Here is a 24,085-nt window from a genome sequence, read left to right as displayed (position 1 = left end):
ATGTTTGACGACCTGCGGGACCTTTATCAGGAGGTCATTCTCGACCATGGCCGCAAGCCGCGGAACTTCCGCCGGCTGGAGGATGCCGACCGCAGCGCACGCGGCGACAACCCGATGTGCGGCGACCGGATGGAGCTGTTCCTGAAGCTGACGCCGGATGGCGCGATCGGCGATGCCGCTTTCCAGGGCCGCGGCTGCGCCATCTCGATGGCCAGTGCCTCCCTGATGACCGAGGTCATCAAGGGCAAGGCGCCGGAAGCGGCGCAGGCCCTGGGGGCGAAGTTCCGCGACCTGGCCATGACCGGCACCTGCCCCGAGTGCGGCGCCGATATCGCGGACGAGATGGAGCGGCTGCAGCCGCTATCCGGCGTGCATGAGTTCCCGTCGCGCGTGAAATGCGCGACGCTCGCCTGGCATACGCTGAATGCAGCGCTGGCCGGGGCGAAGGAGGCGAGCAGTGAGTGACGACGCCAAGACCGCGCCCGCGCATGGTAGCTGGACCCCGGATGGCGAGGTGCCGCCGCCCGTCCGCGTCAGCGAGGATGCCGTGATCACCATGCTGAAGACGGTCTTCGACCCGGAAATCCCAGTCGACATCTATGAGCTCGGCCTGATCTACGCGATCGAGATCGCCGATGACGGCCAGGTGAAGATCGAGATGACGCTGACCACACCGTCCTGCCCCTCGGCGCAGGAATTGCCGGGACAGGTGGAGGAGGCGGTGCGCCTGGTGCCGGGCGTCGGCGACGCGAAGGTGGAAGTGGTCTGGGATCCGCCCTGGGATCAGAGCCGCATGAGCGAAGATGCCCGCCTCGCGCTGAACATGTACTGAGGACCTGCCCGATGAGCACGACCATCGACACGCCGAAGCCGAAGCGCGCGCTGCCGCCGTTGATGAGCCTGTCGGACGGTGCCGCCGAACGCCTCGCCGCGCTCTATGCGAAGGGCGAGCAGGGCCGGCTGTTGCGCATCGCGGTCTCCACCAAGGGCTGCTCAGGCCTGTCCTACGATCTCTCCTGGGTCGACGCGGCAGGGCCGGGGGATGAGGTGGTCACCGACAAGGGCATCACCGTCCTGGTGGACCGCAAGGCAACGCTGTTCCTGATCGGCACGGTGATGGATTACGAGGTGAAGGCGATGAGTGCCGGTTTCACCTTCACCAACCCGAACGAGAAGGGCCGCTGCGGCTGCGGCGAGAGCTTCCACATCTGACGTCTTCGGCGCCTACGGGAATGATTCTGCCCGAGCGCGCCGAAGCCCGCGTGCTAGCTTTGAACGAACCAGAGAGTTCGGGATCTGCCGTGTACCCAAAGACTTCCCCCGATGCCTCCGCCGCTGACACCGTGGTCCGCAAGCGGGCGCCCGAGGAAACGCGCCGCGCGATCCTCGATGCCGCCATCGCCGAATTCAGCGAGAAGGGCTTCTCCGGCGGCCGCGTGGACGACATCGCGGCCCGCACGCGCACCACCAAGCGGATGATCTATTACTATTTCGGCGGCAAGCAGGAACTCTACGCGGCAGTGCTGGAGGAGCTTTACGGCGGCATGCGCGATGCCGAGCAGGCGCTCGGCCCCGAGGTGCTGCCGCCGGAGGAAGCGATGGTCCGGCTGGTCGAGCTGACCTTCGACCATCACGCGGCGCATCCGGAATTCGTCCGCCTGGTCAGCGTGGAGAACATCCACGAAGGCCGGCAGGTCGCGGCGTCACCGACCATCCGAGCCCGCAATGCCGCGGTGATCGGCTTGATGACGCGCCTGCTCCAGCGCGGTGAACAGGAAGGGCGCTTCCGGCCGGGCGTCGATCCGCTCGACCTGCACATGCTGATCAGCTCGTTCTGCTTCTACCGCGTGTCGAACCGCTACACGCTGCGGGCAATCTACGGCCAGGACAACGCCGCGTCGGAAGTGCATGCCACGCATCGCCGCATGATTGTCGATGCAGTGATGCGCTATCTCCGGCCCGGGGCGTAGCGTCCCTGCATCTCCAGCCACGGGCTCAATCCGTCGGGTGGCAGCGCGGCGCTGCGGTCAGCGCCTTGAAGTGGTCCTGCATGCGGACGGCATCGGGCTCGATGCCGGTGAAAAGCCGGAACGCGCCCACCGCCTGGAACACCGCCATGCCGCCGCCATCGAGGGTGCGGCAGCCGCGTTCGCGCGCATGGCGCAGCAGCTCGGTCTCCAGCGGGAAATAGACGATTTCCGCCACCCAGAGGGCCGGGCGCAGCAGCGTGGCGGGCAGGGGGAGGCCCGGATATTTCGCCATGCCGATCGGCGTGCAGTTCACCAGGCCATCGGCCTCCGCCATCGCGATGACGAGATCGGCGGCGGTGACGGCGCGCCCGGCCCCGAAGCGGGCGGCGAGATCGCTCGCCAGCGCCGCAGCCCTGATGGGCTCGACATCGAACAGCACCAACCGCTCGACGCCGAGACCGAGCAGAGCATGCGCGACCGCGGCCCCTGCGCCGCCGGCGCCGAGCTGCACCACCTGGCGGCGCGCGACCTCTGGCAGGCCGCGCCGAAAGCCTTCGGCGAAGCCGGAGACATCGGTGTTGTGGCCGATGCGCTTGCCATCCCGCAGCACGACGGTGTTGACCGCCCCGATCGCGCGCGCATCCGGGGACAATGCGTCGAGCAGCGGGATCACCGCCTGCTTGCAGGGATGCGTGATGTTGAGCCCGGCGAAGCCGAAGCGCTGCGCCGCGACCAGAAGTTCCTCCAGCGCCGCGGGGCCAAGCCCGAGGGTGGCCAGGTCGATGCGCCGATAGATCAGGCGCAGGCCCTGCGCCGCGCCCTCCCGCTCATGCATGGCGGGCGTCAGGGAAGCGCCGATCCCCGCGCCGATCAGGCCGGCCAGGACCGCCGGCGGAGCGTCCTGTGCTGTCGGGGATGCGGTGTCCATTGCGGCCTTCCTGCTGGCTTCGGGCTGAAGCGGGTTCCGTCCGGCGGCATCACGCGAACGGGTGAAGATCTTTGGCAAAACAGCGCGTTAGATCCGGCCATTGGGCGCCGGCCGGCGCAGCAATTTTTCTCTTGCGTCAGAATGTACCATCTAGTACGTACAAAGCAACACTGATGATGCCCCACTCGAAGCCGGGGCTTCCGTCACACACAAAACGGGGCGGCCGTACCGCCTCGCCAGAGGAGAGCGTCCATGCTTCTGCACCGCCGCCGCCTGCTCGGCACCACGACCCTCATCCTGGCCGGCGCCGCCGCGGGCCAGGCTGCGCTTGCGCAGGGCAGCAACGCCTATCCAGGCAACCGTCCGGTGACCCTGGTCGTTGCCTGGGCCCCGGGCGGGTCGACGGATTTCGTCGCCCGGGTACTGGCCCAGCAGCTCAGCCAGGAACTCGGCGGCAATGTCGTGGTCGACAACCGTCCCGGCGCCTCCGGCACCATCGGCCATGCCTCGGTCGCCCGCGCGCGGGCGGACGGCTATACGCTGCTGCTCGGCGTCAATTCCACCTACGCCATGTCGCGCCATCTCTTTCCGCAGCGCGGCTATGACGATGAACGCGCCTTCGTCGGCATCGGGCGCGTGGCGATCTCGCCGATCTTCCTCTGCGTCAACCCGACGCTCGGCATCACCGATATCCAGGGCCTGATCGCCCGCGCGAAGGAAGCGCCGGGGCGGATGTCCTACAGCTCCTCCGGCGCCGGATCCTCAGCGCATCTCGCGACCGAGCTCTTCCTGCGCGAGGCGGGGATCGACATCCAGAACATCACCTATCGCGGCGGCGCCCCGGCTGTGCAGGCGCTGATCGCGAATGAAGCGCAGGTCGCTTTCGTGGATGCGGTCACCGCGCTGCCCCTGATGCAGGCCGGAAGCATCCGCGCCATCGGCGTCAGCACCCCGCAGCCGAACGAGCTGGCGCCGGACGTGCCGACGATCGCGAGCGCCGGCTTCCCGGGCTTCGAGGCGACCTCGGATTTCGCGCTGCTGGCGCCTGCCGGCACGCCGGCGCCGATCGTGCAGCGCCTTGCCACTGCAATGACGGCCGCGATGCAGAATGCGGAGGTGCTGCAGCGTCTGCGCCAGAACTCGATCTTCCCGACCGTCGGCACGCCGGAGGCGTTCCCCGCCTATCTCCAGGCCGAGAGCGCCCGGTGGGCCGACGTGATCCGCACCCGCGGCATCACGCTCGAATGACGCCGATCAGGAAGGGATAAGCCGATGGCCGGCGCGCCCTGCATCATCTCCGTCGCGATCACCGGCTCGGTGCCGCGCAAGCGCGACAACCCAGCCCTGCCGGTGACGGTCGCCGAGCAGATCGAGAGCACCCATGCCGCCTACGAAGCCGGCGCCGCCCTGGTGCATGTGCATGTCCGCAACGCGGACGAGACACCCTCCAGCGATCCCGACAAATTCGCTGCCTTCCAGGAGGGCATCCGCAGGCACTGCCCGGACATCATCATCCAGTTCTCGACCGGCGGCCGCGGCCGCGCGCTCGAGCAGCGCGGCAGCATGCTGTATCTCAGGCCGGACATGGCCTCGCTCGCCACCGGCAGCGTCAATTTCCCGACCATCGTCTACGAGAACCCGCCGGACTTCGTGCGCACGCTGGCTGTCCACATGCGCGACTTCGGCATCAAGCCGGAGATCGAGGTCTTCGACCTGGCGATGCTCTACAACACCGCGGATCTGGTGGCGGAAGGACTGATTCGGCCGCCGCCGCATGTGCAGTTCGTGTTCGGCGTGAAGCACGCGCTGCCGGCGCGGCGCGACATCCTGGAATTCGAGGTGGCGAAGCTGCGGGAGTTGCTGCCCGGCGCCACCTGGACCGCGGCGGGCATCGGCCGGCACCAGTTCGAGGTGGCGTCCTGGGCGCTGGCGATGGGCGGCCACTGCCGCACCGGGCTCGAGGACAATATCCGCCTGGACCGCGAGACGCTGGCGCCCTCCAACGCCGCCCTGGTCGCTGAAGTCGCGGCCATGGCGGACCGCGTCGGCCGCCCCGTCGCCACCGCCGCCGAGGCGCGGCGCATCCTCGGTCTGCCCGCCGTTGCGCAAGGGAGTAACGGGGCATGAACCCCGCCCATGAATTCGTCGCGCGCGACCGCGCGCAGCATCCGCCCGCGGTGACGCCGATCTACAAGACCAGCGTGTTGCGCGGGCCGCATCGGCCGCTGATCTCGCTGCAGAACAGCCAGTCGGAGGTGACGGGGCCGGCCTTCGGGAACAGCGCGCTCGGCCCGCTCGACAATGACCTCATCCTCAATCACGCCAAGACCGGCGAGCCGATCGGCGAGCGCGTCATCGTCCATGGCCGCGTGCTGGACGGATCGGCGCGCCCGGTCGGGGGCGTGCTGGTGGAGTTCTGGCAGGCCAATGCCGGTGGGCGCTACCGGCACCGCAATGACAGCTACGTCGCGCCGATCGATCCGAATTTCGGCGGCTGCGGCCGCACCATCACCGATGCCGACGGCCGCTATCATTTCCGCACCGTCAAGCCCGGCCCCTATCCCTACCGCAACCGCGTCAATGACTGGCGGCCGGCACATATCCACTTCTCCGTCTTCGGCTCCGGCTTCGCGCAGCGGCTCATCACCCAGATGTATTTCGAGGGCGATCCGCTGATCCGCCACGACAGCATCCTCGCGACCGTGCCGGACGGCGCCGCGCGCGATCGGCTGGTGGCGCGGCTCGACCTTGATGCTTCCGTGCCGCTCGACACCCTGGCCTATCGCTGGGACATCGTGCTGCGCGGCAGCCGATCGACCTTGTTCGAGAACCGGCTGCAAGGGAACTGACGGCATGATCACTCCCGACGCGCTCGGCTACCTGCCCGAGACACCGTCCCAGACGGCCGGGCCCTATGTGCATATCGGCCTGATCCCGCGTCAGGCCGGCTTCGACATCTTCGAGAACAACCTCGGCGAGGCCGCCTTCGATCCGACAGCCGAGGGTGAGCGGATCCGCATCGAGGGGCGCATCCTTGATGGTGCCGGCGCACTGGTGCGCGACGCGCTGGTCGAGATCTGGCAGGCCGACGCCTCCGGCCGCTATCCGGCACAGGGGATGAATGATCCATCCGGCCGCGGCTGGGCACGGACGGGCACGGATTTCGAGACCGGGCTCTGGAGCTTCGAGACGATCAAGCCAGGCCGCGTCCCCGGCCGGCGCGGGCATGGCCGGATGGCGCCGCACATCAATCTCTGGATCGTCGCGCGCGGCATCAACACCGGCCTCTCGACCCGGCTCTACTTCGCTGATGAGGAAGCGGCGAACGCGGAGGATCCGGTGCTTGGTATCGTCGAGCAGCCGGAGCGGCGCCGGACGCTGCTGGCACGGCGCGAGGTGCGCGACGACAGGCCTTGCTACGTCCTCGACATCCGCCTGCAGGGCGAGGGCGAAACCGTCTTCTTCGACATCTGAGCGTCCGATGACCGGATGGGGTCCGACGTATACGTCGGACGGCCCGGAGGTCTGAATCGGTCGCTCCACTGACAAGCGTCCGATGACCGGAGGGCCGGAGGCCTGGAGGTCTGAATCGGCCGCTCCACTGACAAGGGGCCGCTGCCATGCCGGATCTGCGCCGCCTGCCGAAATCCATCGCCACCGTCTGCCTGTCCGGCCTGTTGCCGGACAAGCTGGAAGCGGCGGCAGCGGCCGGCTTCGAAGGCGTCGAGATCTTCGAGAACGACCTGCTGACCTTCGACGGCACGCCCGCCGATATCAGGCAGATCTGCGCGGATCTCGATCTCGCCATCACGCTCTTCCAGCCCTTCCGGGACTTCGAGGCGATGCCCGAGCCGCAGCGCCGCCGCAATCTCGATCGCGCCGAGCGCAAGTTCGACACCATGCAGGCGCTGGGCGCGGAGCTGATCCTGGTCTGCAGCAACACCCATGCGGCCGCCCTGCCGGAGCCGGAGCGTGCCGCCGACGATCTGCGGGAGATGGCGGAGCGCGCGGCACAACGCTCGCTCCGCGTCTGCTACGAGGCGCTGGCCTGGGGACGGCACGTCAACCGCTGGCGCCAGGCCTGGGACATCGTGCGGCATGCCGACCATCCGGCGCTTGGCCTCTGCCTCGACAGCTTTCATACCCTGTCGCTGCAGGACGACCTGGCGGGGCTTGCCGGCGCCGTCCCGGCGGAAAAGCTGTTCTTCCTCCAACTCGCGGATGCGCCGAACCTCGCCATGGACGTGCTGTCCTGGAGCCGGCATCACCGCCTCTTCCCCGGCCAGGGCGAATTGCCGGTCGCCTCCTTCCTGCGCGACCTGCTCGCGGCGGGCTATGCCGGCCCGCTCTCGCTCGAGGTCTTCAATGACGAATTCCGCACCGCGGCCTCGCGCCGCATCGCGCGCGATGGCCTGCGCAGCCTGATCTGGCTGGAGGAGCAGGTCGGTGCCGCGCCCCTGCCGGCGCTGCCGAAACTCTCCGGCGTCGAATTCATGGAGTTCGCGGTTGATCACGCAGCGCGGGACGAGCTTGGTGACCTGCTCGGCAGGCTCGGCTTCCGGCACGCCGGCACCCACCGCACCAAGGATGTCGAGCTCTGGCGCAACGGCGGCGCCAACCTGGTCCTGAACGCGGAGCCGGACAGCGCAGCGTCGGAGCGCTTCGAGCAGCGCGGCGCGTCGGTCTGTGCCATGGCGCTGCGCGTCGATGATCCCGACCGCCTGGTCGCCCGCGCCCAGGCGCTCTCCTATCCGGTCTGGCGCGAGCGCATCGGGGCAGGGGAGCGCCGGATTCCGGCCGTGCGCGCGCCCGACGGCACCCTCGTCTATCTGGTGGAGGCCGCGACTGCGGCAACGCGGCCGATCTGGGAGGATGATTTCCGGGTGGAGCCTGGCGTCGATGCGGCCGGCCTGCTGGGCGTCGATCACGTGGCGCAGGCGGTGGCACCCGGCATGATCGACGGCTTCGTACTGTTCTATCGCACGCTCTTCGGCCTCGAGCCCGACGCGCTTTGGGAACTGGCGGATCCCTATGGCCTGGTGCGGTCGCGCGCTTTCGTCGGCGGCGCGGGCAGCGTCCGGCTGCCGCTGAATGTCTCGCAGAGCGGCAACACCGGCACCGGCCGCTTCGTCTCGGCGCTGGCCGGCGCCGGCGTGCATCACATCGCCTTCACCACCGCCGATGCCGAGGTGGAGATGGAACGGGCCGCCGCGCGCGGGGCACCGATGCTCGACATACCCGAGAACTACTACGAGGACCTCGCCGCCCGCTTCGATCTCGACGACGGCGAATTGACGGTCCTGGCGCGGCTGCACCTGCTCTACGACCGCGATCCCGAGGGGGGCAGCTTCCGGCACGCCTATACGCATGCTTTCCATGATCGCTTCTTCTTCGAGATCGCCGAGCGGCGCGACGGTTATCGCCAGTATGGCGCCGCCAATGCCGCCGTGCGCATGGCGGCGCAGGGGCGCCGCCGCACGGGCGGGGATTGAGGAAGCGCCCAGGGCGGATCGCCATTTGGCCTGCGGGGGCGTCTGGCGGGTCTTTTCCGCCCCTGGCGCGCCGATCTCCTCGCCGATGCTACAGCATCGGCTGCGTCGACCGGCCCACCAGGGACGCAAAATCCCTCGCCAGACGCCTCCCGGTGCCAAATGGCGATTCCGCCTATCCCGGCGGCGCCCCAGCGCAAGCCTTCAGCACGCTCAGGAAGCGGGCGAGGCCGCGATCGATCACCTTCTCCCGCCGCAGGATGATCGCGAGCGTCCGGCCGAGGGCAGGGCGCAGCGGGCGCATCGCGGTGCCCGGGATCGGCTGGCGCAGCGCCATCGCCGGCAGCACCGAGCAGCCACGCCCGCCCGCGACCAGGATCTTGGTCGCCTCCACGCTGGCGAGTTCCATGATGGTCCGCGGCACCAGTCCTGCGCGGCGGAACCAGGCATCGATGATGACGCGCGTATTCGCCCCCGCCTCATAGAGGATCAGCGGCAGCGCCTGGAGGTCGGCAGGTGTGAGGCGCTGCCGGCCTGCCGGCAGCATCGCCTCCGGCACCAGCGCGAGCAGCGGGTCGGGCATGATCCGCGTCGCGACCAGACTGCGGCCGAGCGCTGCCGGCAAGGTCACCAGCGCGACATCCAGCTCCCCGTCCTCGACCCGGCGCAGCATGTCCGGCGTATTGCCGGTGGAGACGATCACCTCCAGCCCCGGCATGGCCTCGTTCAGCGTCGCCAGCACGGCGGGCAGCAGGTGGATGCAGGCGGTGGCGCCGGTGCCGAGCCGGACCCGGCCGGTCTCGCCCGCCCGATGGGCGGAGGCGACGGCGCGCGCATCCTCGACGGCCGCCCGCGCCCGGCGTGCCGGCTCGATCAGCGCCCGGCCCGCGGCGGTCGGCACCGCGCGTCCGCCCACGCGCTCCAGCAGGCGGATGCCGAGCGCACGCTCGAGCTCCCGCAATTGCTGGCTCGCGGCCGGCTGGGTCAGGCCGAGCACCTGGGCGGCGGTGGTGATGCCGCCGGTCTCGACAACCGAAAGAAAGGTCCGCAACTGACGAAGGCTGGGATCGCGCATGCAGAAAACTTATCCTGATACGGCATATCAGAAAGAGTTCCTGTTGCGCCCTGCGCCGCCGGGGCAAGTTCGGGGCATGGACATCCAGGACCTCGCCCCGCTTGCCGGGCCGCTACCCGCCATCCGCATCCGGCCTTCGACCGATGCCGATATCGCCGCTATCGCCACCATCTATGGGCACCACGTGCTGCACGGCACCGCCTCCTTCGAGACCGAGGCGCCGGGTGTGGAGGAAATGCGGCGCCGGCGCGCCGACATCCTCGCCAAGGGCTATCCCCACATCGTCGCGGAGGATGGGGAGGAAGCCGTCATCGGCTATGCCTATGTCTCCGCCTATCGGCCGCGCGCCGCCTATTGCAACACCGTCGAGAATTCCATCTATGTCCGCCACGACGCCGCGCGCCGCGGCATCGGCCGCCTGCTGCTTGCGGAACTCATCGCGCGCTGCGAGGCGTTGGGGCTGCGCCAGATGGTCGCCGTGGTCGGCGACAGCGCCAACCTCGCCTCGGTGCGGCTGCACGAGGCGCTGGGCTTCCGCATGATTGGTACCCTGGCCAGCGTCGGCCGCAAGCATGGCCGCTGGCTCGACAGCATGCTGCTGCAGCGGGCGCTGGGCGAAGGGGACAGCACGCCGCCGGTGATCGGCGGCGCCTGAGCGCCGCCACACCGTGAATGCCGGTCAGGCCACGGCGTCGTAGCGCCGCTGCGCCGCCTGCACCTCGGCGATGTAGGTCTCCGCCCAGATGCGGAGCGGATCGAGCGTCGCGCTCAGCGTGTGGCCGAGCGGGGTGGCGCGATATTCCACCGTCACCGGCACGGTCGCATAGGCGCGGCGGGTCACCAGCCCATCGCGCTCCAGGCCTTTCAGCGTCTGCGACAGCATCTTCTGCGACACGCCTTCGACGCGGCGGCGCAATTCGTTGAAGCGCAGCGGCCCCTCAGCCAACAATCCCAGCACCAGCACCGTCCATTTGTCGGCAACCCGATCCAGCACCAGGCGCGTTGGGCATTGGGCGGCATAGGCGTTCGCGGGCTGCATGGCGGTTTCCTGTGGGTAACCAGATAACAGCCAGGTGCCTTCTTTACGCCAATGCGACGAAAGGGCACTTGGTTTCCATTGGATACCATAAAGGAGAACAGCGATGAAGGTCGCTCTGATCGGTGCCACCGGCTTCATCGGCTCGCGCCTGCTGCGCGAACTGGCCGAGCGCGGCCATGCCGTGACCGCCTTGGTCCGGAAGCCGGAGGCCGTGCCGGCCCTGCCGGGCGTCACGGCGCAGAAGGCGGATGTCCATGACCAGGCGGGCCTCGCCGCGTTGCTCAAGGGGCATGACGCGGTGATCAGCGCCGTGCATTTCACGGCGAGCGATCCTCGGAAGCTGCTGGGTGCCGTGCGCGATTCCGGCGTGCCCCGCTACCTCGTGGTCGGCGGCGCCGGCAGCCTGGAGGTGGCGCCCGGCGTGAAGCTGTTCGACACTCCGAACTTCCCGGCGGCCTATCTAACCGAGGCCCAGGCAGGTGGCGCCTATCTCGATCTGCTGCGGCAGGAGAGGGTGGTCGACTGGACCTTTCTCTCCCCCGCGGCGGTGATCGCGGCGGGCGAGCGCACCGGCCAGTTCCGCCTCGGCGAGGACCGGCTGGTCGTGGATGCGGCAGGCGAAAGCCGCATCTCCGCCGAGGATTATGCGATCGCGCTGGTGGATGAGCTCGAGCGTCCCGCCCATTCGCGCCGGCGCTTCACGATCGGCTACTGACGCCGCCTCGGGCCGCTCCGTTCGGGTGACCACATCCGGGCGGGGCGCGATGGTCGCGTGCCTACCGCGACATCAGTCGAGCTGCATGCCGGTCTCCCGCACCATGCGGCCCCAGCGGTCGTGCGCCGCGGCGATCCAGGACGCCGTCGCGGCGCGATCGGCGAAGTCTGGCTGCAAGCCCCAGGCAGTGAAGCGCGGCTGCGCCGCGGGATCGGTGAGCACGGCACGCAGCGCCGCCAGCCACGGAGCGAGCGCTGGCAATGGCGTGCCGCGCGGCGCCATCAGCAGCAGGCCGATGCGCAGGTCGAAGCCCGGTGCGCCAGCCTCGATCATCGTCGGGACCTCCGGCAGGAAGGGAATGCGCTCCGGCGTGGACACCGCGATGGCGACCAGGCGGCCGGCGCGCACCAGCTCCGGCCCGCCGCCAATGGCGAGGAAGCCGGCCTGCACCGTGCCGGCGAGCAGGCTGGTCAGCGCTTCCGTGTTGCCGCGCATCGGGACATGGCTGAAGGCGCCTGGCGGCAGGCCCGCTTCATGGCGCAGCCGCTCCATCGCGAGATGGCCGGGCGAGCCGTTGCCGCCGGAGCAGTAGAAGACCGACTCCCGCCGCGCCGCCGCGATCAGCCCTGCGAGGTCGCGCGCCGGGCTGGACGGATGCACCAGCAGCGCCAGGCCGAAATGCCCGGCCATGCCGACCGGTTCGAGGCTGCCTGGATCGAAGCCGAGGTTGCGGTAGAGATGCGGGTTCACCGTGAAGATCGTGTCGATGCTGATGAGCAGGGTGCGGCCATCGGGCTGCGCGCGTGCCAATGCGGCCGCGCCGATATTGCCGGCAGCCCCCGGCCGGTTCTCCACCACGGCGGCGCCGATCCCGTCACGCTGGGCGCGATCGGCGAGCAGGCGTGCGAGACCGTCGCCCAGCGAGCCGGGCGGGAAATTGACGATGATGCGCAGCGGCTCGGATTGCGCGGCGGCGATGCGCGCGAGCGGCAAGGCCGGCAGGCTCGCCAGGACGGCCCGGCGGCGCATGCGGGGCGTGACCGGCATCTCCCTCTCCTCTGATCGGCTTTAGTGCGGCCGGACCGAAGGCTAGACTAGGGACATCGATCCAGGGGAGGCCAGCGCGCATGACGATCCGCAACGTGCTGTTCGTGATGTGCGACCAACTCCGCTGGGATCACCTGTCCTGTGCTGGGCATCCCTGGCTGCAGACCCCGAACATCGACGCGCTGGCGCGGCGCGGGGTGCGCTTCGCGCAGGCCTATGTGCAGAGCGGGATCTGCGGGCCGTCGCGCATGTCGTTCTATACGGGGCGCTACGTGTCCTCGCATGGCGCGACGCATAACCGCGTGCCGCTCTCGGTCGGGGAGGTGACCTTGGGCTGGCATCTGCGCGAGAGCGGGCGGGTGCTGGCGCTCGCCGGCAAGACGCATGTGCTGCCGGATGCGCGCGGGATGCAGCGGCTGGCGCTGGATGGGCAGAACGACCTGGCGGCGCTGCTGCGCGAGGGCTGGTTCACCCTGGTGGACCGCCATGACGGGCATCACGGCGAGCCGGATTCGGCCTATGCGCATTGGCTGCGCGCGCAGGGTTATGGCGGGCGGGATCCTTGGACGGAATGGGTGACCGCGGTCGAGGCTCCCGACGGGCGCGTGCTGTCGGGGTGGAAGATGCGCAACGCGCGGCTGCCGTCGCGGGTGCGGGAAGAGCATAGCGAGACGGCCTACACGACGGACCGCGCCATCGAGTTCATGACGCGGCAGGGCGATGCGCCCTGGGTGCTGCACCTCTCCTATGTGAAACCACACTGGCCCTATATCGCGCCGGCGCCCTATCACGCGATGTATGAGCCGGAGCAGTGCCTGCCGGTGCGGCGGCACGAAGCGGAGCGGGGATCCGACGCGCATCCGGTGCTCCGCGCGTTCCAGGATGAGGAGGTCGCGCTGAACTTCCAGCGCGACGAGACCATCGCGACCGTGCGCCCCACCTATCAGGGGCTTATCCGCCAGGTGGACGACCATCTCGGGCGGGTGTGGGAGGCGATGGAGACGCTCGGCCGCTGGCGCGACACGCTGGTGGTCTTCACCTCCGACCATGGCGATTACCTGGGCGACCACTGGCTGGGCGAGAAGGAGCTGTTCCACGACTGCATCCAGCGCGTGCCGATGATCGTCTACGACCCGGACGCAGCGGCGGATGCGACGCGCGGCGTGGTGGAGGAACGGATGGCAGAAGCGGTCGACGTCGTGCCGACCATCCTCGATGGGCTGGCGCTGGATCCGGCGGCGCATCTGGTGGAAGGGCGCTCGCTGCTGCCGCTGACACGCGGCGCGGCGGGCGCATGGCGCGATGCGGTGTTCAGCGAGCTGGACTGGACCTTCAGGGGCGCGCGGCGGCGGCTTGGCTTGGCGACGGGACAGCACCACGCCTGGATGGTGCGGACCGAGCGCTGGAAATATGTGCATTGGACGGACGGGATCCGGCCGCAACTCTTCGATCTCGCGGCGGATCCGCAGGAATTCTTCGATCGCGGCGCCGATCCCGCGCTGGAAGCCGTGCGGGAGGCGCTGCGCGAAAGGCTGCTCGGCTGGTTCACTGGCCTGAAGCGCCGCACCACCATCACTTGGGCGGAAGCGGAGCAGCGCACCGACAGCCACAAGCGTGCCGGCGTCTTCCTCGGCGAGTGGTAAGGCGCGCGGCTATTCCCTGGCGATGCCGCGCTCGGCGACGAAGCGCTGCCAGAACGGGATCTCTTCGGCGACCTGGGCCACAAATTCCGCCGGGGTTGTCCGCGCCGGCTCCGCGCCGGCCGCGGCCAGCGCCTCCCGCGCGACGGGCGCCTCCAGCGCGGCCTGCAGCGCCGCGTGCCAGCGCTCGAGCACCGCATCCGGTGTCGCGGCCGGCAGGAAGGCACCAACCCAGGCGGCGATGGCGTAGCCGGGCAGCCCCTGCTCGGCAATCGTCGGCACCTGCGGCGCCGTGCTCATCCGGCTGGCGCTCGCGACGCCGAGCGCCAGGAGCCGCTCCGGACCGACCAGCGCATGGCCGCTCGGGAAGGAGACGAAATGCAGCGGCACGCGCCCGGCCAGCACATCCGGCGCGGCTTCCCCGACGCCGCGATAGGGCACATGCTCGAGCGGGATGCCGGCCTGCTGCGCGAACATCTCGCCGGCCAGATGTCCGGGCGTGCCGATCCCGACCGAGGCGTAGCGCAGCGGCTGCGCCTGGCGGCGCGCCACCGCGATCAGCTCCGGCACGGTCCGTGCGCCCAGCGAAGGATGCACGACCAGGATCTGCGGCGTGTCCACCAGCCGCGCCACCGGCCGCAGATCCCGCAGCGTGTCGAAGGGAAGTTCGCGCTGCAGTGCCGGGTTGATGGTGATGGACGAGAAAGCGATGAGCAGCGTGTGTCCATCCGCCGGCGCCCGTGCGACGGCGAGCGCGCCGATGCTGCCGGAGGCGCCGCCGCGATTCTCCACCACCACCGGCTGGCCGAGCTGCGCGGGCAAATGCTCGGCGAGGGCGCGCGCCGTGCGATCCACGGTGCCGCCGGGCGGGAAGTTCACCACCATCCGCAGGGCGCGTGTCGGGAAGGCCGCCGCAGCACCCGCCCGTCCGGCTGCCAGCAGGCCGAGGCTGCCGGCCAGGACGGCGCGGCGTCGTGCGGTTGAATTCGAAATATACATACAATGGCCTTATCAATTGGATTTTGTGATGCTAATAGCCAGTCCGGTTCAGCGGGTGTGTGAAGCTCTCATGGCGAATTCCGATCCCTCCGCTCTCACCCTGCATGTGCTCGGATGCGGCGACGCCTTCGGAAGCGGTGGCCGGATGAACGCCTGCTTCGCGCTGGCGGAGGCGGAGCGCGTCACGCTGCTCGATTGCGGCGCGACCGCGCTGGTCGCCATGCGCCGCTGGGGCATCGACCCGGACCGGGTGGAGCGGGTGGTCATCTCCCACCTGCATGGCGACCATTTCGGCGGCCTGGTGTTCCTGCTGCGCGAGGCGACACTGTTCCGACGCCCGCGCCCGGACCTGACGATCCTCGGCCCGCCTTCGCTGGAAGCACGGCTGCAGGCTGCCATGGAGGCCTTCTTTCCCGGCGGCTGGACGGCGGATCGCCAGTTCGGCCTGCGCTTCGTCGCCCTGCGGCCGGGCGAGCCCGCGCGGCTGCCTGGTCTCGCAGTGACCCCGGTGAAGGCTTTCCACACGCGCGGCACCGAGGCGCTGGCGCTGCGCCTCGGGATCGCCGGGCGCAGCATCGGCTATACCGGCGACACCGAATGGGTGGACGCCCTGCTCGAGATCGGCCGCGACGCGGATCTGCTGATCGCGGAAGCCTGGATGCCCGGCGACGCCACGCCGCGCCACATGGCCTATGGCGCGCTGCGGCAGCACCTGGCGGCGATGCGGCCGCAGCGCGTGCTGCTGACCCATCTCGGCGAAGCCCTGCTGGAGCGGCGGGCGGAGATCGCGGAGCCGGTCGCCGAGGATGGAATGGTGATGCACCTGTGACGGAGAGACTGGATTTGCCTGCCGCCAACCGCCCCCGCATCCTCGTCACCAATCCGCTGCACCAGGAGGTGCGGGACCGTCTCGCGCGCTTCGCGGATGTGACCATGAATCCCGGCCCGGAACCCTGGCCGCGGCAGGAGCTGCTGCGCCGCGCCGCCGGCGCCGATGCGCTTCTCGCCTTCATGACCGATCATGTCGATGCCGCTTTCCTCGATGCCTGTCCCGGGCTGCGGGTGATCGTCTGCGCGCTGAAGGGCATCGACAATTTCGACCTCACCGCCTGCCGCGCGCGCGGCGTCGCCGTTTCCCTGGTGCCGGACCTGCTGACCGCGCCGACGGCGGAGCTGGCGATCGGAATGATGATCGCGCTCGGCCGGCATCTCCGCGCCGGCGACGCGCTGGTGCGCGGCGGCGGCTTCACCGGCTGGCGCCCGACGCTTTACGGTTTGGGGCTGGAAGGCATGGCGGTCGGCATCCTCGGCATGGGCGCCATCGGCCAGGCGATCGCGCGGCGCCTCGCCGGGTTCGGATGCCGCATGGCCTATGCCGATGACCGCGCGCTGCCGCCGGAGACAGAGGTGGCGCTCGGCCTGACGCGGGGCCCGTCGGCCGCGGTGATCGCGGAAAGCGACTGGCTCGTCGTCGCCCTGCCGCTCACGCCCGCGAGCCTGCATCTGGTCGACGCAGCCGCGCTCGCCCGCATGAAGCCGGGCGCCATGCTGGTCAATCCCGCGCGCGGCTCGGTGGTGGACGAGGCTGCGGTGGCGGCGGCGCTGGAGGCTGGCAAGCTCGGCGGCTACGCCGCCGATGCCTTCGAGATGGAGGACTGGGCCCGCCCCGACCGCCCGCGCACCATCGATGCGCGGCTGCTGCGCCATCCCCGCACCGTCTTCACGCCGCATCTCGGCTCCGCGGTCAGCGGCGTGCGGCTGGCGATCGAGATGCATGCGGCGGAGGACCTCGCGGCCTTCTTCGCGGGGCGGCCGATGTCGGGCGCGGTGGTGCCGCCGCCATGACGCCGGACCTCCTTCTCGTCGAAGCCGTGCTCGCCGTCGTCGACACCGGCAGCTTCCGCGCGGCGGCGGAGGCGCTCGGCCGCTCCCAGCCCACGGTCAGCCAGCAGGTGGCGCGGCTGGAGGCGGAGCTCGGCGTCACGCTGCTGCTGCGCCGCCGCGACCGCTGCGTCCCGACGCCCGATGGCGCGCTCTTCCTGCCGGGTGCGCGCCGCGCGCTGGAGGCGGCGCGCCAGGCGGTCGCGGCGGTGCGCGGACGGCCGCTGGCGATCGGGGCTGCCAGCAATCCCGGGATCTATCTTCTGCCGGCCCGCCTGGCCCGCGCCGCGATGCCCACGGTGCTGCGCCTCGGCTCGAATCCCGAAACCGTCGCGCGGCTGCTCGCGGGCGAAGTCGACATCGCCTTCCTGGAGTGGTGGGAGGATCGCCCAGGCTATGAGGTGGTCCGCTGGCGGGAGGAGGAGATGGTCGTGATCGTCCCGCCCGGGCATCACTGGGCTGGCCTGCCATGCCTGCCCGCCGCGGCGCTGGCGGAGGAGCCGATGATCGGCGGCGAACCCGGCACTGGCACAGGCCGCCTGCTGGCGGGCCTGCTCGGCGCGGCGGCGGGGTCGCTGCGGGTCGCGCGCCAGCTCGGCAGCACCGATGCCGTCAAGCGCGCCGTCGCCGCGGGGCTCGGCATCTCCGTGGTGATGCGGGCGGCGGTGCAGGATGAAGTCGCGGCCGGATCCCTAGTCGCGGTGCCGCTCGAAGCGCCGGGGCTGCGGCGCGTGCTGCTCGCGGTACTGCCCGCGGAAGCGCCGCAGCGATCACCCGCAAGGTTGTTCCTTGGCGCAGCTTGAGTCGAGCAGCCGCGGCGCCGGCACGGCATCCACGAGCGAAGGACGCGGTGCGCGGCGGCGGATGCGGTACACGGCGGCCGGCGGCAGGTTCGCCAAGGTGTGGTCGATGCGCGCCGCCTTCAGGCCCAGCCGGTCCAGCAGCACGCGCGGCACCGGGCAATTCGGGCCATAGGTGAACTGGTAGAAGGCGCCATCCGGCCGCAGATGCCAGAAGGCACCGTCGAGGATCGCGATCACCTTGCGTGGCGGCATCGACAGCAGCGGCAGCCCGCTGACGACGGCGCCCGCGGGCTCGCCGCCGAACAGCTCCACATGCCGCAGCCGGGCCGCGTCCATCCAGAGGGTACGGGCGCGGGGAAAGCGGTAGTGGAGCTTGACCGAGAATTCGGAGCCGTACTCGATCAGCGCGAGGCTTTCCTGCGGCACGCCCCGCGCGATCAGGGCGCGGGTGAAGGCGCCGGTGCCGGCGCCGAGCTCGATGACGGGGCCGGTCGCGGCCGAGATCTCCGCCGTGATGGCCCGGGACAGCGCCCGTCCCGATGGCACGATGGCGGCCACGCGCAGCGGGTCGGCGAGCCAGGCGCGGAAGAAGCCGAAGATCTCGGCGGCGGCGCTGAAGGCCATGATGGTCATTCCTTGCCGGAAATCGCGGAAGCCGGGATCGGTGCCAGGCGTCCCCTGCGGCGCCGGAGGCCATGCCACGCCAGCGCCGCCAGCCCTTCGCACAGCAGCAGCACTGCCAGGATCTGCAGCGCGAGCATCGATGCGTTCGCCGCGGCCGTCGCGAACGAGGCCAGGTATCCGACCCCGATGAACAGCCCGTTCCACAAGGCGATCCCGGCGGCCGAGGCGATGGCGAACAGCCTGACATCGGTGCCGAGGAGGCCGGCGATGCCGGGGGCGATCAGCCTGACGGTCGGGACGAGCTGCGCGCCGAAGACCAGCGCCCGCTGATTGTCGCGGAAATAGGCGATCAGCCGCGCCACCCGCGCCGGGGAGACGCCGAACAGCCGCGCGAACCGCGTGAAGAAGGCGATGGACCGCGCCTCGCCGATCGCCGCGGCAAGCGCGTAATAGGCGAAGCAGCCCGCCAGGCTGCCCGCCGTCGTCACCAGGAACGCCGCCGGCACCGACCAGCCGCCCTCGGCCGCACCGATACCGACGGCGACGAGAAACCCATAGGACGGCAGCATCGGCACCAGGCGCTCGAAGACGGCGACGCCGAGCAGCCCGGCGATCCCGTAATCGGCCGCCCATGCGATCAGGCTCCCGAGCGGATCCATCGTCATGCCTCCCTTGGGAGGGTGGGCGGCATCGCTGCCGGTGACAGGCTCGCAGGCACGCCAATGGCCTTGAAGGCAGGCATCCAACCTTCTCCCGGCGGCGATTGCCGCTCCATGTTGACGCTGATAATATCGAAGGATGGGGATTGATATTGACGATGTCAACATGAGGCTGCCCGTCGTAGGGAGCAGGGGCTGGTGACCGACGACGAGGGGGCAGGGAGGGAGCGGGTGCCGCGCGGCCGCAGCTACCACCACGGCGATCTTAGAAGCGCGCTGATCGCGGCCGCCGGCGAGATGCTGGAGCGCGACGGGCCGGAAGCGATCTCCTTCCGGGCCGTCGCGCGCGCGACCGGGGTCTCGCAGACCGCGCCCTACAACCACTTCCAGAGCAAGGAGGATCTGCTCGCCACCGTCGCGGAGGCCGGCTTCCGCGACCTCGAAGCCTCGCAGAGCGCGACGGCGGAGGCGGCGCGACCGGGCGAGGACCGGGTCACCGCCCTCGGGCTCGACTATGTCCGCTTCGCGCTGCGCCGCCCGCAGCTCTACCGCCTGATGTTCGGCGTCGGCGTTTCGGATTGGTACGCCCATCCCGAGGTGCTCGCCGCCAAGGGCGCGAGCTTCCGCCCGATCCAGACGGTGCTCGCGGAGCAATTGGCCGCCGGCGGCGAGGCCGGCCCGGAGGCGGTCGAGACCGCCGCCATCGCCGCCTGGGCCCTGGTCCATGGCCTCGCGATGCTGCTGATCGACCGCTCGCTCGATCCCGCGAAGAAGGCCGCCGGCCAGGCCGAGGCGCTGGTCACGCGCGTCGTCGGACTCGTCGCCTCAGGGCTCAAACCCGGATCGGCCAAGCCCTGAGAGCATCACGCCGCGGCGTCAGATCCCCGCCGACCAGTCGCCCGGGATGAAGCGGTAGCCATTCCCTTCCTTCGCCACATGGCCCTGGGACGGGAAGGGGAAGTGATAGCCGGTGACGCGGATGCGGTCGGCCGCGACGCGGTCGAAGAGGCGGCGGCGGGAGGCTTCCGCCATCGCCGGATCGAAGTCGAAGGCGATGTGGAAATCGGGCCGCACCCCATTCAGCTCTGGCCGGTTGGTGAGATCGGCCAGGAACATCATCTGCTCGGCGCCGTCGGCTATGTGGTAGGCGGTGTGCCCCGGCGTATGGCCGTAGGCGGCGACCGCGCGCACGCCCGGCAGCACCTCCGCCCCGTCGGCCACGCGGCGGACCGCGTTCTGCCAGGGGCCGAAACGTCGGGTGGTATTGGCGAAATTGCCGCGCTGGCCCTCCGGGCTGCGGGTGGTGTTGCCCTCCTCGGTCCACCAGGCCCATTCGGTCTCCGGCACCGTGAGCTCCGCATTCGGGAAGGCGCGTGCGCCGTCGGCGGTGACCAGGCCGTTGATGTGGTCGCCGTGGAAATGGCTGACGACGACATGGGTGACGCGGGCGGGATCGTAGCCGGCGGCGCGGAAATTCTCGGCGAACCGCCCGACCGGCGCGCCCGCCGGCTGCGCGCCGTTGCCGCTGTCGAAGACGACCAGGGCGCGGCCGGTGTCGACCACGGTCAGAGTGAAGGGGATGCGGAGCTGGTCGCCGGGCAGGAAGCTCTGCGCCAGCACGCGCTGCACCTCCTCGAGCGGGGCGTTGCGTACGAAGCCCTGCAGCGGGACCGGGCGGGAGCCGTCATGCACGGTGGTGACCGTGAAGCTGCCGAGCTTGAAGCGATAGAAGCCGGGCGAGCCCGGCGGGGCGGCCGGGGCTGCGGCCTGTTGTGCGCCCGCTTGCCCCGGCATGGCGGCGGCAGCGGCGGCGCCGAGGCCCAAGATGATGGCGTCGCGACGATTGCTGGACATGGCGCTTTCCCTGTTCCTGCGAAGGTCGCGCTGGCGCGACCCAGGAAGGGTGGCATAGGGCGCCCAGGGTTCAAGCCCTGCGCCGGCCATGTCATGCGAATTCCGGATGACGGCGCGACGCGCTACCGGGCGAAGACCGCGACCGCCTCGATCTGCGCCGACCACAGGAACTGGTCGACCAGCCGCGCCGAGACCAGGCGGTAGCCCGCGGCCGCCAGCACCGCCGCATCGCGCGATAGCGCCGCCGGGTTGCAGGAGACATAGATCACCCGCGGCACCTTCGCCCGTGCCAGCAGCGGCATCTGCGCCGCGGCACCCGCGAAGGGTGGGTCCAGCACCACGGCCGCGAAGGGCGAAAGCTCCGGCACCAGCAGCGGCTGCCGCGCCAGGTCGCGCCGCGCGGCCTTCACCCTGAGGCCGGAGGCACGGGCGCCGCCGTCCAATGCGGTGACCGCCGCGGCCGCGCCCTCATAGGCCGCGACCATGCCGCGCCCGGCGAGGGGGAAGGAGAGGGTGCCGATCCCGGCATAGAGGTCGGCGATCCGGGCCTTGGCCGGCAGCTTCTCCGGCAGTCCCGCCAACACCGCCGCGATGATCGCGGCCTCGCCTTCGGGGCTCGCCTGCAGGAAGGCACCCGGCGGCGGCGCCACCGCGACGCCGCCGACCTTGAGGCTGACCGGGCCGAGCTGCGCGGCGTTCTCGGGCGCGCCCTCGCCCTTGGCCCAGGCAATGCGCGGCATGCCATGCGCGCGCGCGAATTCGGCGAGCGCGGCGCGTGCCGAGGCATCCGGGACGCCATCGGTGCGCAGCAGCAGGTCGGGGCCAGTGTGGAGCAGGTTCAGCACCGCCGACGCCTCCCGCTTCAGTGCCGGCAGGCGGCGCAACGCTTCCCGCAGCGCGGGCAGCAGCGAGACCAGCGCCGGATCCAGCACCGCGCATTCCAGGAGGTCGAGCACCGCGCCTTCGCCGCGCCGGTGGAAGCCGAGGCGGATCGCGGGTCCGTCCCGCCGCACCGCGAGATCGGCGCGGCGGCGGCGGCCGGGGGGCGTGACGGCGGCGGGGAGCAGGATGGGATCGGCGAAGCCCGCGCGGGTCAGCGCCTCGGCCAGCCGCGCCTCCTTCCAGGCGATGCTCGGCGCCTGCGCCCAATGCTGGGTCGCGCAGCCGCCGCAGCCCTCGCCGAAATGCCGGCACGGGGGTGCCGTGCGCTCGGGGCTTGGATCGAGGATCGCCTCCGGCTCCGCGCGGTCGCGGCCGGTCATGCGGGCGGTGATGCGTTCCCCGGGCAGGGCGCGCGCGACATAGACCGGCCCCTCCGGCGTCTCCGCGATGCCATCGCCGGCCGTGCCTAGCCGGCGGATCAGCAGTTCAACCGGGGTCATCGAGCGGCAGATGCGAGGTGGCGAGGCGGACCTCGGCCAGGAACAGGGCCAGGGCCGCGATCAGCGCCAGCATGGCGAGGATCAGCAGCCCAGCCAGCACCCAGGCGACCGGCAGCCCCAGGAAGCCGCCGGCGAAGGTCCAGACGATCAGCATGCAGAGCAGGATCGCTGCGACGACGCAGGCGCCGATCGCGCGATGCAGGTGCCGGGCGCGCCCGGCGAGCCGCGGCAGCTCCCCGGAAAGCGCCGCGGAGCGGCCTTCGCGGATCGAGCGCTCGCGGTCGATCAGCCGGCCGAGCCGCCCGGTGAGCACGTTGAGCGCGCTGAAGATGCCGGTCAGCAGGAAGGCGGGCGCGATCGCCGACTGGATCGCGCCTTCGACCCCCGTGATGTCGCCCGGCCCGCTGATCACCCGCCGAAGGCGTTCAGCCCGGTCTGCGCGCGGCCGAGGATCAGCGCATGCACGTCATGCGTGCCCTCGTAGGTGTTCACCGTCTCGAGGTTCATGACGTGGCGGATCACATGGTACTCGTCGACGATGCCGTTGCCGCCATGCATGTCGCGCGCGACGCGGGCGATCTCCAGCGACTTGCCGCAGTTGTTGCGCTTGACCAGAGAGATCATCTCCGGCGCCACCTTGTGCTCGTCGAACAGGCGCCCGACGCGCAGCACGGCCTGCAGGCCGAGCGTGATCTCGGTCTGCATGTCCGCGAGCTTCTTCTGGACGAGCTGGGTCTGCGCCAGCGGCCGGCCGAACATGATGCGGTTCATCGTGTAGTCGCGGGCCGCGTGCCAGCAGAACTCGGCCGCGCCCAGCGCGCCCCAGGCGATGCCGTAGCGGGCGCGGTTGAGGCAGGAGAAGGGGCCGGCCAGCGACTTCACGCCCGGCAGCCGGTTCTCCTCGGGGACGAAGACTTCGTCCATCATGATCATGCCGGTGACCGAGGCGCGCAGGCTGAACTTGCCCTCGATCTTCGGGAAGCTGAGCCCCTTCATCCCGCGCTCCAGCACGAAGCCGCGCAGGATGTTGTCGTCATCCTTGGCCCAGACCACCGCGACATCGGCGATCGGCGAATTGGTGATCCAGGTCTTCGAGCCGGAGAGCAGGTAGCCGCCATCGACCTTCTTCGCGCGGGTGCGCATGGAATTGGGGTCGGAACCGGCATCGGGCTCGGTCAGGCCGAAGCAGCCGACCCATTCGCCGGTGCGCAGCTTCGGCAGGTACTTGTCCTTCTGCGCCTCCGACCCGAAGGCGTGGATCGGATACATGACGAGGGAGGACTGCACCGAGAAGGCGCTGCGGTAGCCGCTGTCGACGCGCTCCACCTCGCGTGCCATCAGCCCGTAGGAGACATAGCCGACGCCGGCGCAGCCATGGCTGTCGAGGGTCGCGCCGAGGAAGCCCATCTCGCCGAACTCGTTCATGATCTCGCGGTCGAAGCGCTCCTCGCGATTGGCGAGCAGCACGCGCGGCATCAGCTTCTCCTGGCAGAAGGCGCGCGCCGCGTCGCGGATCATGCGCTCATCTTCCGTGAGCTGGTCGTCCAGCAGCAGGGCATCATCCCAGGTGAAGGGGGCGAGCTGGCTCTTCGGCCTGCCGGCGACGTTCATGGCGTAGTCCTCCTCAACCCGGCATCGGCCCCGGGGCCCTGCGACAGGGGCGGCAATCTGGCCTTTGTTCAGGGGCCCCGCAACCAGATAAGCAGGGCGTGTCGCCGGTGCAGCCCGGCCCCCGGAAGGGCGCCGGGCACGGCCTCTCAGGCGGCTTCGGCGGCGTCCGTCTCGGCCTCGGCGGCGGCGCTGTCGCGGCGCGGGCGGGGGATCGGGATCAGCATGAAGGCCGGCACGGAGTCACCGAAGCCCTGCACGGCCGGGCCCAGATCGTCGCGGTCGCGGTCGCGACGCCGGTCGTCGCGGCGATGGTCGTCGCGCACGGCCTCGCGGCGCGGCGCGCGCGCTGCCCCGGCCTCGCGCAGCGCC

Annotated in this window: 27 protein-coding genes and 1 pseudogene; 16 read left to right on the top strand and 12 right to left on the bottom strand. The window is 70.5% G+C overall.

The window, feature by feature from the left end; all coding sequences use genetic code 11:
• The 4 genes from sufU to GXW71_RS19450 all read left to right on the top strand — a co-directional run bounded on the left by sufU (position 1) and on the right by GXW71_RS19450 (position 1,970).
• Entirely contained in the window at positions 1-465 is a 465-nt protein-coding gene (sufU, locus tag GXW71_RS19465; RefSeq protein ID WP_211854238.1) for a Fe-S cluster assembly sulfur transfer protein SufU, read from the top strand.
• Positions 425-832 carry an SUF system Fe-S cluster assembly protein gene (locus GXW71_RS19460; RefSeq protein WP_211854236.1) on the top strand — a complete coding sequence of 136 codons (408 nt, stop codon included), beginning with the start codon at positions 425-427 and terminating at the stop codon, positions 830-832. Before sufU ends, GXW71_RS19460 begins: the two co-directional genes overlap by 41 nt.
• 11 nt (positions 833-843) lie before the next feature.
• On the top strand, positions 844-1,212 hold the full coding sequence (locus GXW71_RS19455; RefSeq protein WP_211854235.1) for a HesB/IscA family protein: 369 nt from the start codon (positions 844-846) through the stop codon (positions 1,210-1,212).
• An 89-nt stretch (positions 1,213-1,301) separates the two neighbouring features.
• Complete coding sequence (locus GXW71_RS19450) at positions 1,302-1,970, top strand: TetR/AcrR family transcriptional regulator (RefSeq protein WP_367617332.1); 669 nt, start codon at positions 1,302-1,304, stop codon at positions 1,968-1,970.
• A 25-nt stretch (positions 1,971-1,995) separates the two neighbouring features.
• On the opposite strand, the gene GXW71_RS19445 is transcribed toward GXW71_RS19450, so the two are convergent.
• Complete coding sequence (locus GXW71_RS19445) at positions 1,996-2,898, bottom strand: shikimate dehydrogenase (protein ID WP_211854233.1); 903 nt, start codon at positions 2,896-2,898, stop codon at positions 1,996-1,998.
• A gap of 252 nt (positions 2,899-3,150) precedes the next feature.
• Here GXW71_RS19445 and GXW71_RS19440 point away from each other — a divergent pair, with 252 nt between their 5' ends.
• The 5 genes from GXW71_RS19440 to GXW71_RS19420 all read left to right on the top strand — a co-directional run bounded on the left by GXW71_RS19440 (position 3,151) and on the right by GXW71_RS19420 (position 8,390).
• Positions 3,151-4,146 (top strand): Bug family tripartite tricarboxylate transporter substrate binding protein, encoded by a 996-nt coding sequence (locus GXW71_RS19440; protein WP_211854232.1) that lies wholly within the window; start codon positions 3,151-3,153, stop codon positions 4,144-4,146.
• 24 nt (positions 4,147-4,170) lie between these two features.
• The gene (locus tag GXW71_RS19435) at positions 4,171-5,025 is read left to right on the top strand and encodes a BKACE family enzyme (RefSeq protein WP_211854231.1); all 855 of its coding nucleotides are present in this window, start codon (positions 4,171-4,173) and stop codon (positions 5,023-5,025) included.
• Positions 5,022-5,747 carry a protocatechuate 3,4-dioxygenase subunit beta gene (gene pcaH / locus GXW71_RS19430; protein ID WP_211854229.1) on the top strand — a complete coding sequence of 242 codons (726 nt, stop codon included), beginning with the start codon at positions 5,022-5,024 and terminating at the stop codon, positions 5,745-5,747. The genes GXW71_RS19435 and pcaH overlap by 4 nt, the downstream gene beginning before the upstream one ends.
• Before the next feature lie 4 nt (positions 5,748-5,751).
• Positions 5,752-6,372 carry a protocatechuate 3,4-dioxygenase subunit alpha gene (pcaG, locus tag GXW71_RS19425; protein WP_211854227.1) on the top strand — a complete coding sequence of 207 codons (621 nt, stop codon included), beginning with the start codon at positions 5,752-5,754 and terminating at the stop codon, positions 6,370-6,372.
• 146 nt (positions 6,373-6,518) lie between these two features.
• Positions 6,519-8,390, top strand: coding sequence for a bifunctional sugar phosphate isomerase/epimerase/4-hydroxyphenylpyruvate dioxygenase family protein (locus tag GXW71_RS19420; protein ID WP_211854226.1), 1,872 nt, complete (start codon positions 6,519-6,521; stop codon positions 8,388-8,390).
• A gap of 172 nt (positions 8,391-8,562) precedes the next feature.
• Here the strand turns inward: GXW71_RS19420 and GXW71_RS19415 are convergent, their stop codons facing one another.
• The gene (locus tag GXW71_RS19415; RefSeq protein ID WP_211854225.1) at positions 8,563-9,462 is read right to left on the bottom strand and encodes a LysR family transcriptional regulator; all 900 of its coding nucleotides are present in this window, start codon (positions 9,460-9,462) and stop codon (positions 8,563-8,565) included.
• Positions 9,463-9,538: 76 nt separating this feature from the next.
• Between GXW71_RS19415 and GXW71_RS19410 the strand changes: the two genes are divergently transcribed.
• Complete coding sequence (locus GXW71_RS19410; protein ID WP_211854223.1) at positions 9,539-10,117, top strand: GNAT family N-acetyltransferase; 579 nt, start codon at positions 9,539-9,541, stop codon at positions 10,115-10,117.
• Between the two features lie 24 nt (positions 10,118-10,141).
• Here the strand turns inward: GXW71_RS19410 and GXW71_RS19405 are convergent, their stop codons facing one another.
• A complete protein-coding gene (locus tag GXW71_RS19405) occupies positions 10,142-10,501 on the bottom strand; it encodes a winged helix-turn-helix transcriptional regulator (RefSeq protein ID WP_211854221.1) in 360 nt (119 codons plus the stop codon).
• 103 nt (positions 10,502-10,604) lie between these two features.
• On the opposite strand from GXW71_RS19405, the gene GXW71_RS19400 reads away from it, so the two are divergent.
• Entirely contained in the window at positions 10,605-11,216 is a 612-nt protein-coding gene (locus tag GXW71_RS19400; RefSeq protein ID WP_211854219.1) for an NAD(P)-dependent oxidoreductase, read from the top strand.
• A 72-nt stretch (positions 11,217-11,288) separates the two neighbouring features.
• Here the strand turns inward: GXW71_RS19400 and GXW71_RS19395 are convergent, their stop codons facing one another.
• A complete protein-coding gene (locus GXW71_RS19395) occupies positions 11,289-12,263 on the bottom strand; it encodes a Bug family tripartite tricarboxylate transporter substrate binding protein (RefSeq protein WP_211854218.1) in 975 nt (324 codons plus the stop codon).
• Positions 12,264-12,343: 80 nt separating this feature from the next.
• Here GXW71_RS19395 and GXW71_RS19390 point away from each other — a divergent pair, with 80 nt between their 5' ends.
• Entirely contained in the window at positions 12,344-13,906 is a 1,563-nt protein-coding gene (locus GXW71_RS19390; protein ID WP_211854217.1) for a sulfatase-like hydrolase/transferase, read from the top strand.
• 9 nt (positions 13,907-13,915) lie between these two features.
• Here GXW71_RS19390 and GXW71_RS19385 read toward each other — a convergent pair whose 3' ends face one another.
• Positions 13,916-14,902 carry a tripartite tricarboxylate transporter substrate binding protein gene (locus tag GXW71_RS19385; protein WP_211854216.1) on the bottom strand — a complete coding sequence of 329 codons (987 nt, stop codon included), beginning with the start codon at positions 14,900-14,902 and terminating at the stop codon, positions 13,916-13,918.
• Positions 14,903-14,972: 70 nt separating this feature from the next.
• Between GXW71_RS19385 and GXW71_RS19380 the strand changes: the two genes are divergently transcribed.
• The 3 genes from GXW71_RS19380 to GXW71_RS19370 are packed head-to-tail and all read left to right on the top strand — an operon-like array spanning position 14,973 to position 17,586.
• Positions 14,973-15,731, top strand: coding sequence for an MBL fold metallo-hydrolase (locus GXW71_RS19380; protein WP_211854215.1), 759 nt, complete (start codon positions 14,973-14,975; stop codon positions 15,729-15,731).
• Positions 15,732-15,745: 14 nt separating this feature from the next.
• Entirely contained in the window at positions 15,746-16,747 is a 1,002-nt protein-coding gene (locus GXW71_RS19375; protein WP_246526712.1) for an NAD(P)-dependent oxidoreductase, read from the top strand.
• Positions 16,744-17,586, top strand: a complete 843-nt coding sequence (locus GXW71_RS19370; protein ID WP_211854214.1) for a LysR family transcriptional regulator — start codon at positions 16,744-16,746, stop codon at positions 17,584-17,586. Before GXW71_RS19375 ends, GXW71_RS19370 begins: the two co-directional genes overlap by 4 nt.
• On the opposite strand, the gene GXW71_RS19365 is transcribed toward GXW71_RS19370, so the two are convergent.
• Positions 17,554-18,210 (bottom strand): class I SAM-dependent methyltransferase, encoded by a 657-nt coding sequence (locus GXW71_RS19365; RefSeq protein ID WP_211854213.1) that lies wholly within the window; start codon positions 18,208-18,210, stop codon positions 17,554-17,556. The genes GXW71_RS19370 and GXW71_RS19365 overlap by 33 nt on opposite strands.
• Before the next feature lie 5 nt (positions 18,211-18,215).
• Entirely contained in the window at positions 18,216-18,869 is a 654-nt protein-coding gene (locus tag GXW71_RS19360) for a DedA family protein (RefSeq protein ID WP_211854212.1), read from the bottom strand.
• 198 nt (positions 18,870-19,067) lie between these two features.
• Between GXW71_RS19360 and GXW71_RS19355 the strand changes: the two genes are divergently transcribed.
• The gene (locus GXW71_RS19355) at positions 19,068-19,727 is read left to right on the top strand and encodes a TetR/AcrR family transcriptional regulator (protein WP_211854210.1); all 660 of its coding nucleotides are present in this window, start codon (positions 19,068-19,070) and stop codon (positions 19,725-19,727) included.
• Positions 19,728-19,745: 18 nt separating this feature from the next.
• Here the strand turns inward: GXW71_RS19355 and GXW71_RS19350 are convergent, their stop codons facing one another.
• The 5 genes and pseudogenes from GXW71_RS19350 to GXW71_RS19330 all read right to left on the bottom strand — a co-directional run.
• Positions 19,746-20,723, bottom strand: coding sequence for an MBL fold metallo-hydrolase (locus GXW71_RS19350; protein ID WP_211854208.1), 978 nt, complete (start codon positions 20,721-20,723; stop codon positions 19,746-19,748).
• A gap of 122 nt (positions 20,724-20,845) precedes the next feature.
• The gene (locus GXW71_RS19345; RefSeq protein ID WP_211854207.1) at positions 20,846-22,105 is read right to left on the bottom strand and encodes a class I SAM-dependent RNA methyltransferase; all 1,260 of its coding nucleotides are present in this window, start codon (positions 22,103-22,105) and stop codon (positions 20,846-20,848) included.
• Positions 22,092-22,517, bottom strand: a complete 426-nt coding sequence (locus GXW71_RS19340) for a DUF2721 domain-containing protein (protein ID WP_211854206.1) — start codon at positions 22,515-22,517, stop codon at positions 22,092-22,094. Before GXW71_RS19340 ends, GXW71_RS19345 begins: the two co-directional genes overlap by 14 nt.
• Positions 22,514-23,716, bottom strand: coding sequence for an acyl-CoA dehydrogenase (locus GXW71_RS19335; protein WP_211854204.1), 1,203 nt, complete (start codon positions 23,714-23,716; stop codon positions 22,514-22,516). Before GXW71_RS19335 ends, GXW71_RS19340 begins: the two co-directional genes overlap by 4 nt.
• Before the next feature lie 146 nt (positions 23,717-23,862).
• Positions 23,863-24,085, bottom strand: a pseudogene (locus GXW71_RS19330) (hypothetical protein); the annotation flags it as partial.

It is taken from the genome of Plastoroseomonas hellenica (assembly GCF_018129085.1).
GTDB classification, from domain to species: domain Bacteria; phylum Pseudomonadota; class Alphaproteobacteria; order Acetobacterales; family Acetobacteraceae; genus Plastoroseomonas; species Plastoroseomonas hellenica.
This window is presented reverse-complemented; position numbering and strand designations above follow the sequence as displayed.

Excerpts from the sequence above, each read along its gene's own strand:
- sufU (WP_211854238.1), top strand. The coding sequence starts at position 1 with ATGTTTGACGACCTGCGGGACCTTTATCAGGAGGTCATTCTCGACCAT.
- GXW71_RS19460 (WP_211854236.1), top strand. The coding sequence starts at position 425 with ATGCAGCGCTGGCCGGGGCGAAGGAGGCGAGCAGTGAGTGACGACGCC.
- GXW71_RS19455 (WP_211854235.1), top strand. The coding sequence starts at position 844 with ATGAGCACGACCATCGACACGCCGAAGCCGAAGCGCGCGCTGCCGCCG.
- GXW71_RS19445 (WP_211854233.1), bottom strand. The coding sequence starts at position 2,898 with ATGGACACCGCATCCCCGACAGCACAGGACGCTCCGCCGGCGGTCCTG.
- GXW71_RS19440 (WP_211854232.1), top strand. The coding sequence starts at position 3,151 with ATGCTTCTGCACCGCCGCCGCCTGCTCGGCACCACGACCCTCATCCTG.
- GXW71_RS19435 (WP_211854231.1), top strand. The coding sequence starts at position 4,171 with ATGGCCGGCGCGCCCTGCATCATCTCCGTCGCGATCACCGGCTCGGTG.
- pcaH (WP_211854229.1), top strand. The coding sequence starts at position 5,022 with ATGAACCCCGCCCATGAATTCGTCGCGCGCGACCGCGCGCAGCATCCG.
- pcaG (WP_211854227.1), top strand. The coding sequence starts at position 5,752 with ATGATCACTCCCGACGCGCTCGGCTACCTGCCCGAGACACCGTCCCAG.
- GXW71_RS19420 (WP_211854226.1), top strand. The coding sequence starts at position 6,519 with ATGCCGGATCTGCGCCGCCTGCCGAAATCCATCGCCACCGTCTGCCTG.
- GXW71_RS19415 (WP_211854225.1), bottom strand. The coding sequence starts at position 9,462 with ATGCGCGATCCCAGCCTTCGTCAGTTGCGGACCTTTCTTTCGGTTGTC.
- GXW71_RS19410 (WP_211854223.1), top strand. The coding sequence starts at position 9,539 with ATGGACATCCAGGACCTCGCCCCGCTTGCCGGGCCGCTACCCGCCATC.
- GXW71_RS19405 (WP_211854221.1), bottom strand. The coding sequence starts at position 10,501 with ATGCAGCCCGCGAACGCCTATGCCGCCCAATGCCCAACGCGCCTGGTG.
- GXW71_RS19400 (WP_211854219.1), top strand. The coding sequence starts at position 10,605 with ATGAAGGTCGCTCTGATCGGTGCCACCGGCTTCATCGGCTCGCGCCTG.
- GXW71_RS19395 (WP_211854218.1), bottom strand. The coding sequence starts at position 12,263 with ATGCCGGTCACGCCCCGCATGCGCCGCCGGGCCGTCCTGGCGAGCCTG.
- GXW71_RS19390 (WP_211854217.1), top strand. The coding sequence starts at position 12,344 with ATGACGATCCGCAACGTGCTGTTCGTGATGTGCGACCAACTCCGCTGG.
- GXW71_RS19385 (WP_211854216.1), bottom strand. The coding sequence starts at position 14,902 with ATGTATATTTCGAATTCAACCGCACGACGCCGCGCCGTCCTGGCCGGC.
- GXW71_RS19380 (WP_211854215.1), top strand. The coding sequence starts at position 14,973 with ATGGCGAATTCCGATCCCTCCGCTCTCACCCTGCATGTGCTCGGATGC.
- GXW71_RS19370 (WP_211854214.1), top strand. The coding sequence starts at position 16,744 with ATGACGCCGGACCTCCTTCTCGTCGAAGCCGTGCTCGCCGTCGTCGAC.
- GXW71_RS19365 (WP_211854213.1), bottom strand. The coding sequence starts at position 18,210 with ATGGCCTTCAGCGCCGCCGCCGAGATCTTCGGCTTCTTCCGCGCCTGG.
- GXW71_RS19360 (WP_211854212.1), bottom strand. The coding sequence starts at position 18,869 with ATGGATCCGCTCGGGAGCCTGATCGCATGGGCGGCCGATTACGGGATC.
- GXW71_RS19350 (WP_211854208.1), bottom strand. The coding sequence starts at position 20,723 with ATGTCCAGCAATCGTCGCGACGCCATCATCTTGGGCCTCGGCGCCGCC.
- GXW71_RS19345 (WP_211854207.1), bottom strand. The coding sequence starts at position 22,105 with ATGACCCCGGTTGAACTGCTGATCCGCCGGCTAGGCACGGCCGGCGAT.
- GXW71_RS19335 (WP_211854204.1), bottom strand. The coding sequence starts at position 23,716 with ATGAACGTCGCCGGCAGGCCGAAGAGCCAGCTCGCCCCCTTCACCTGG.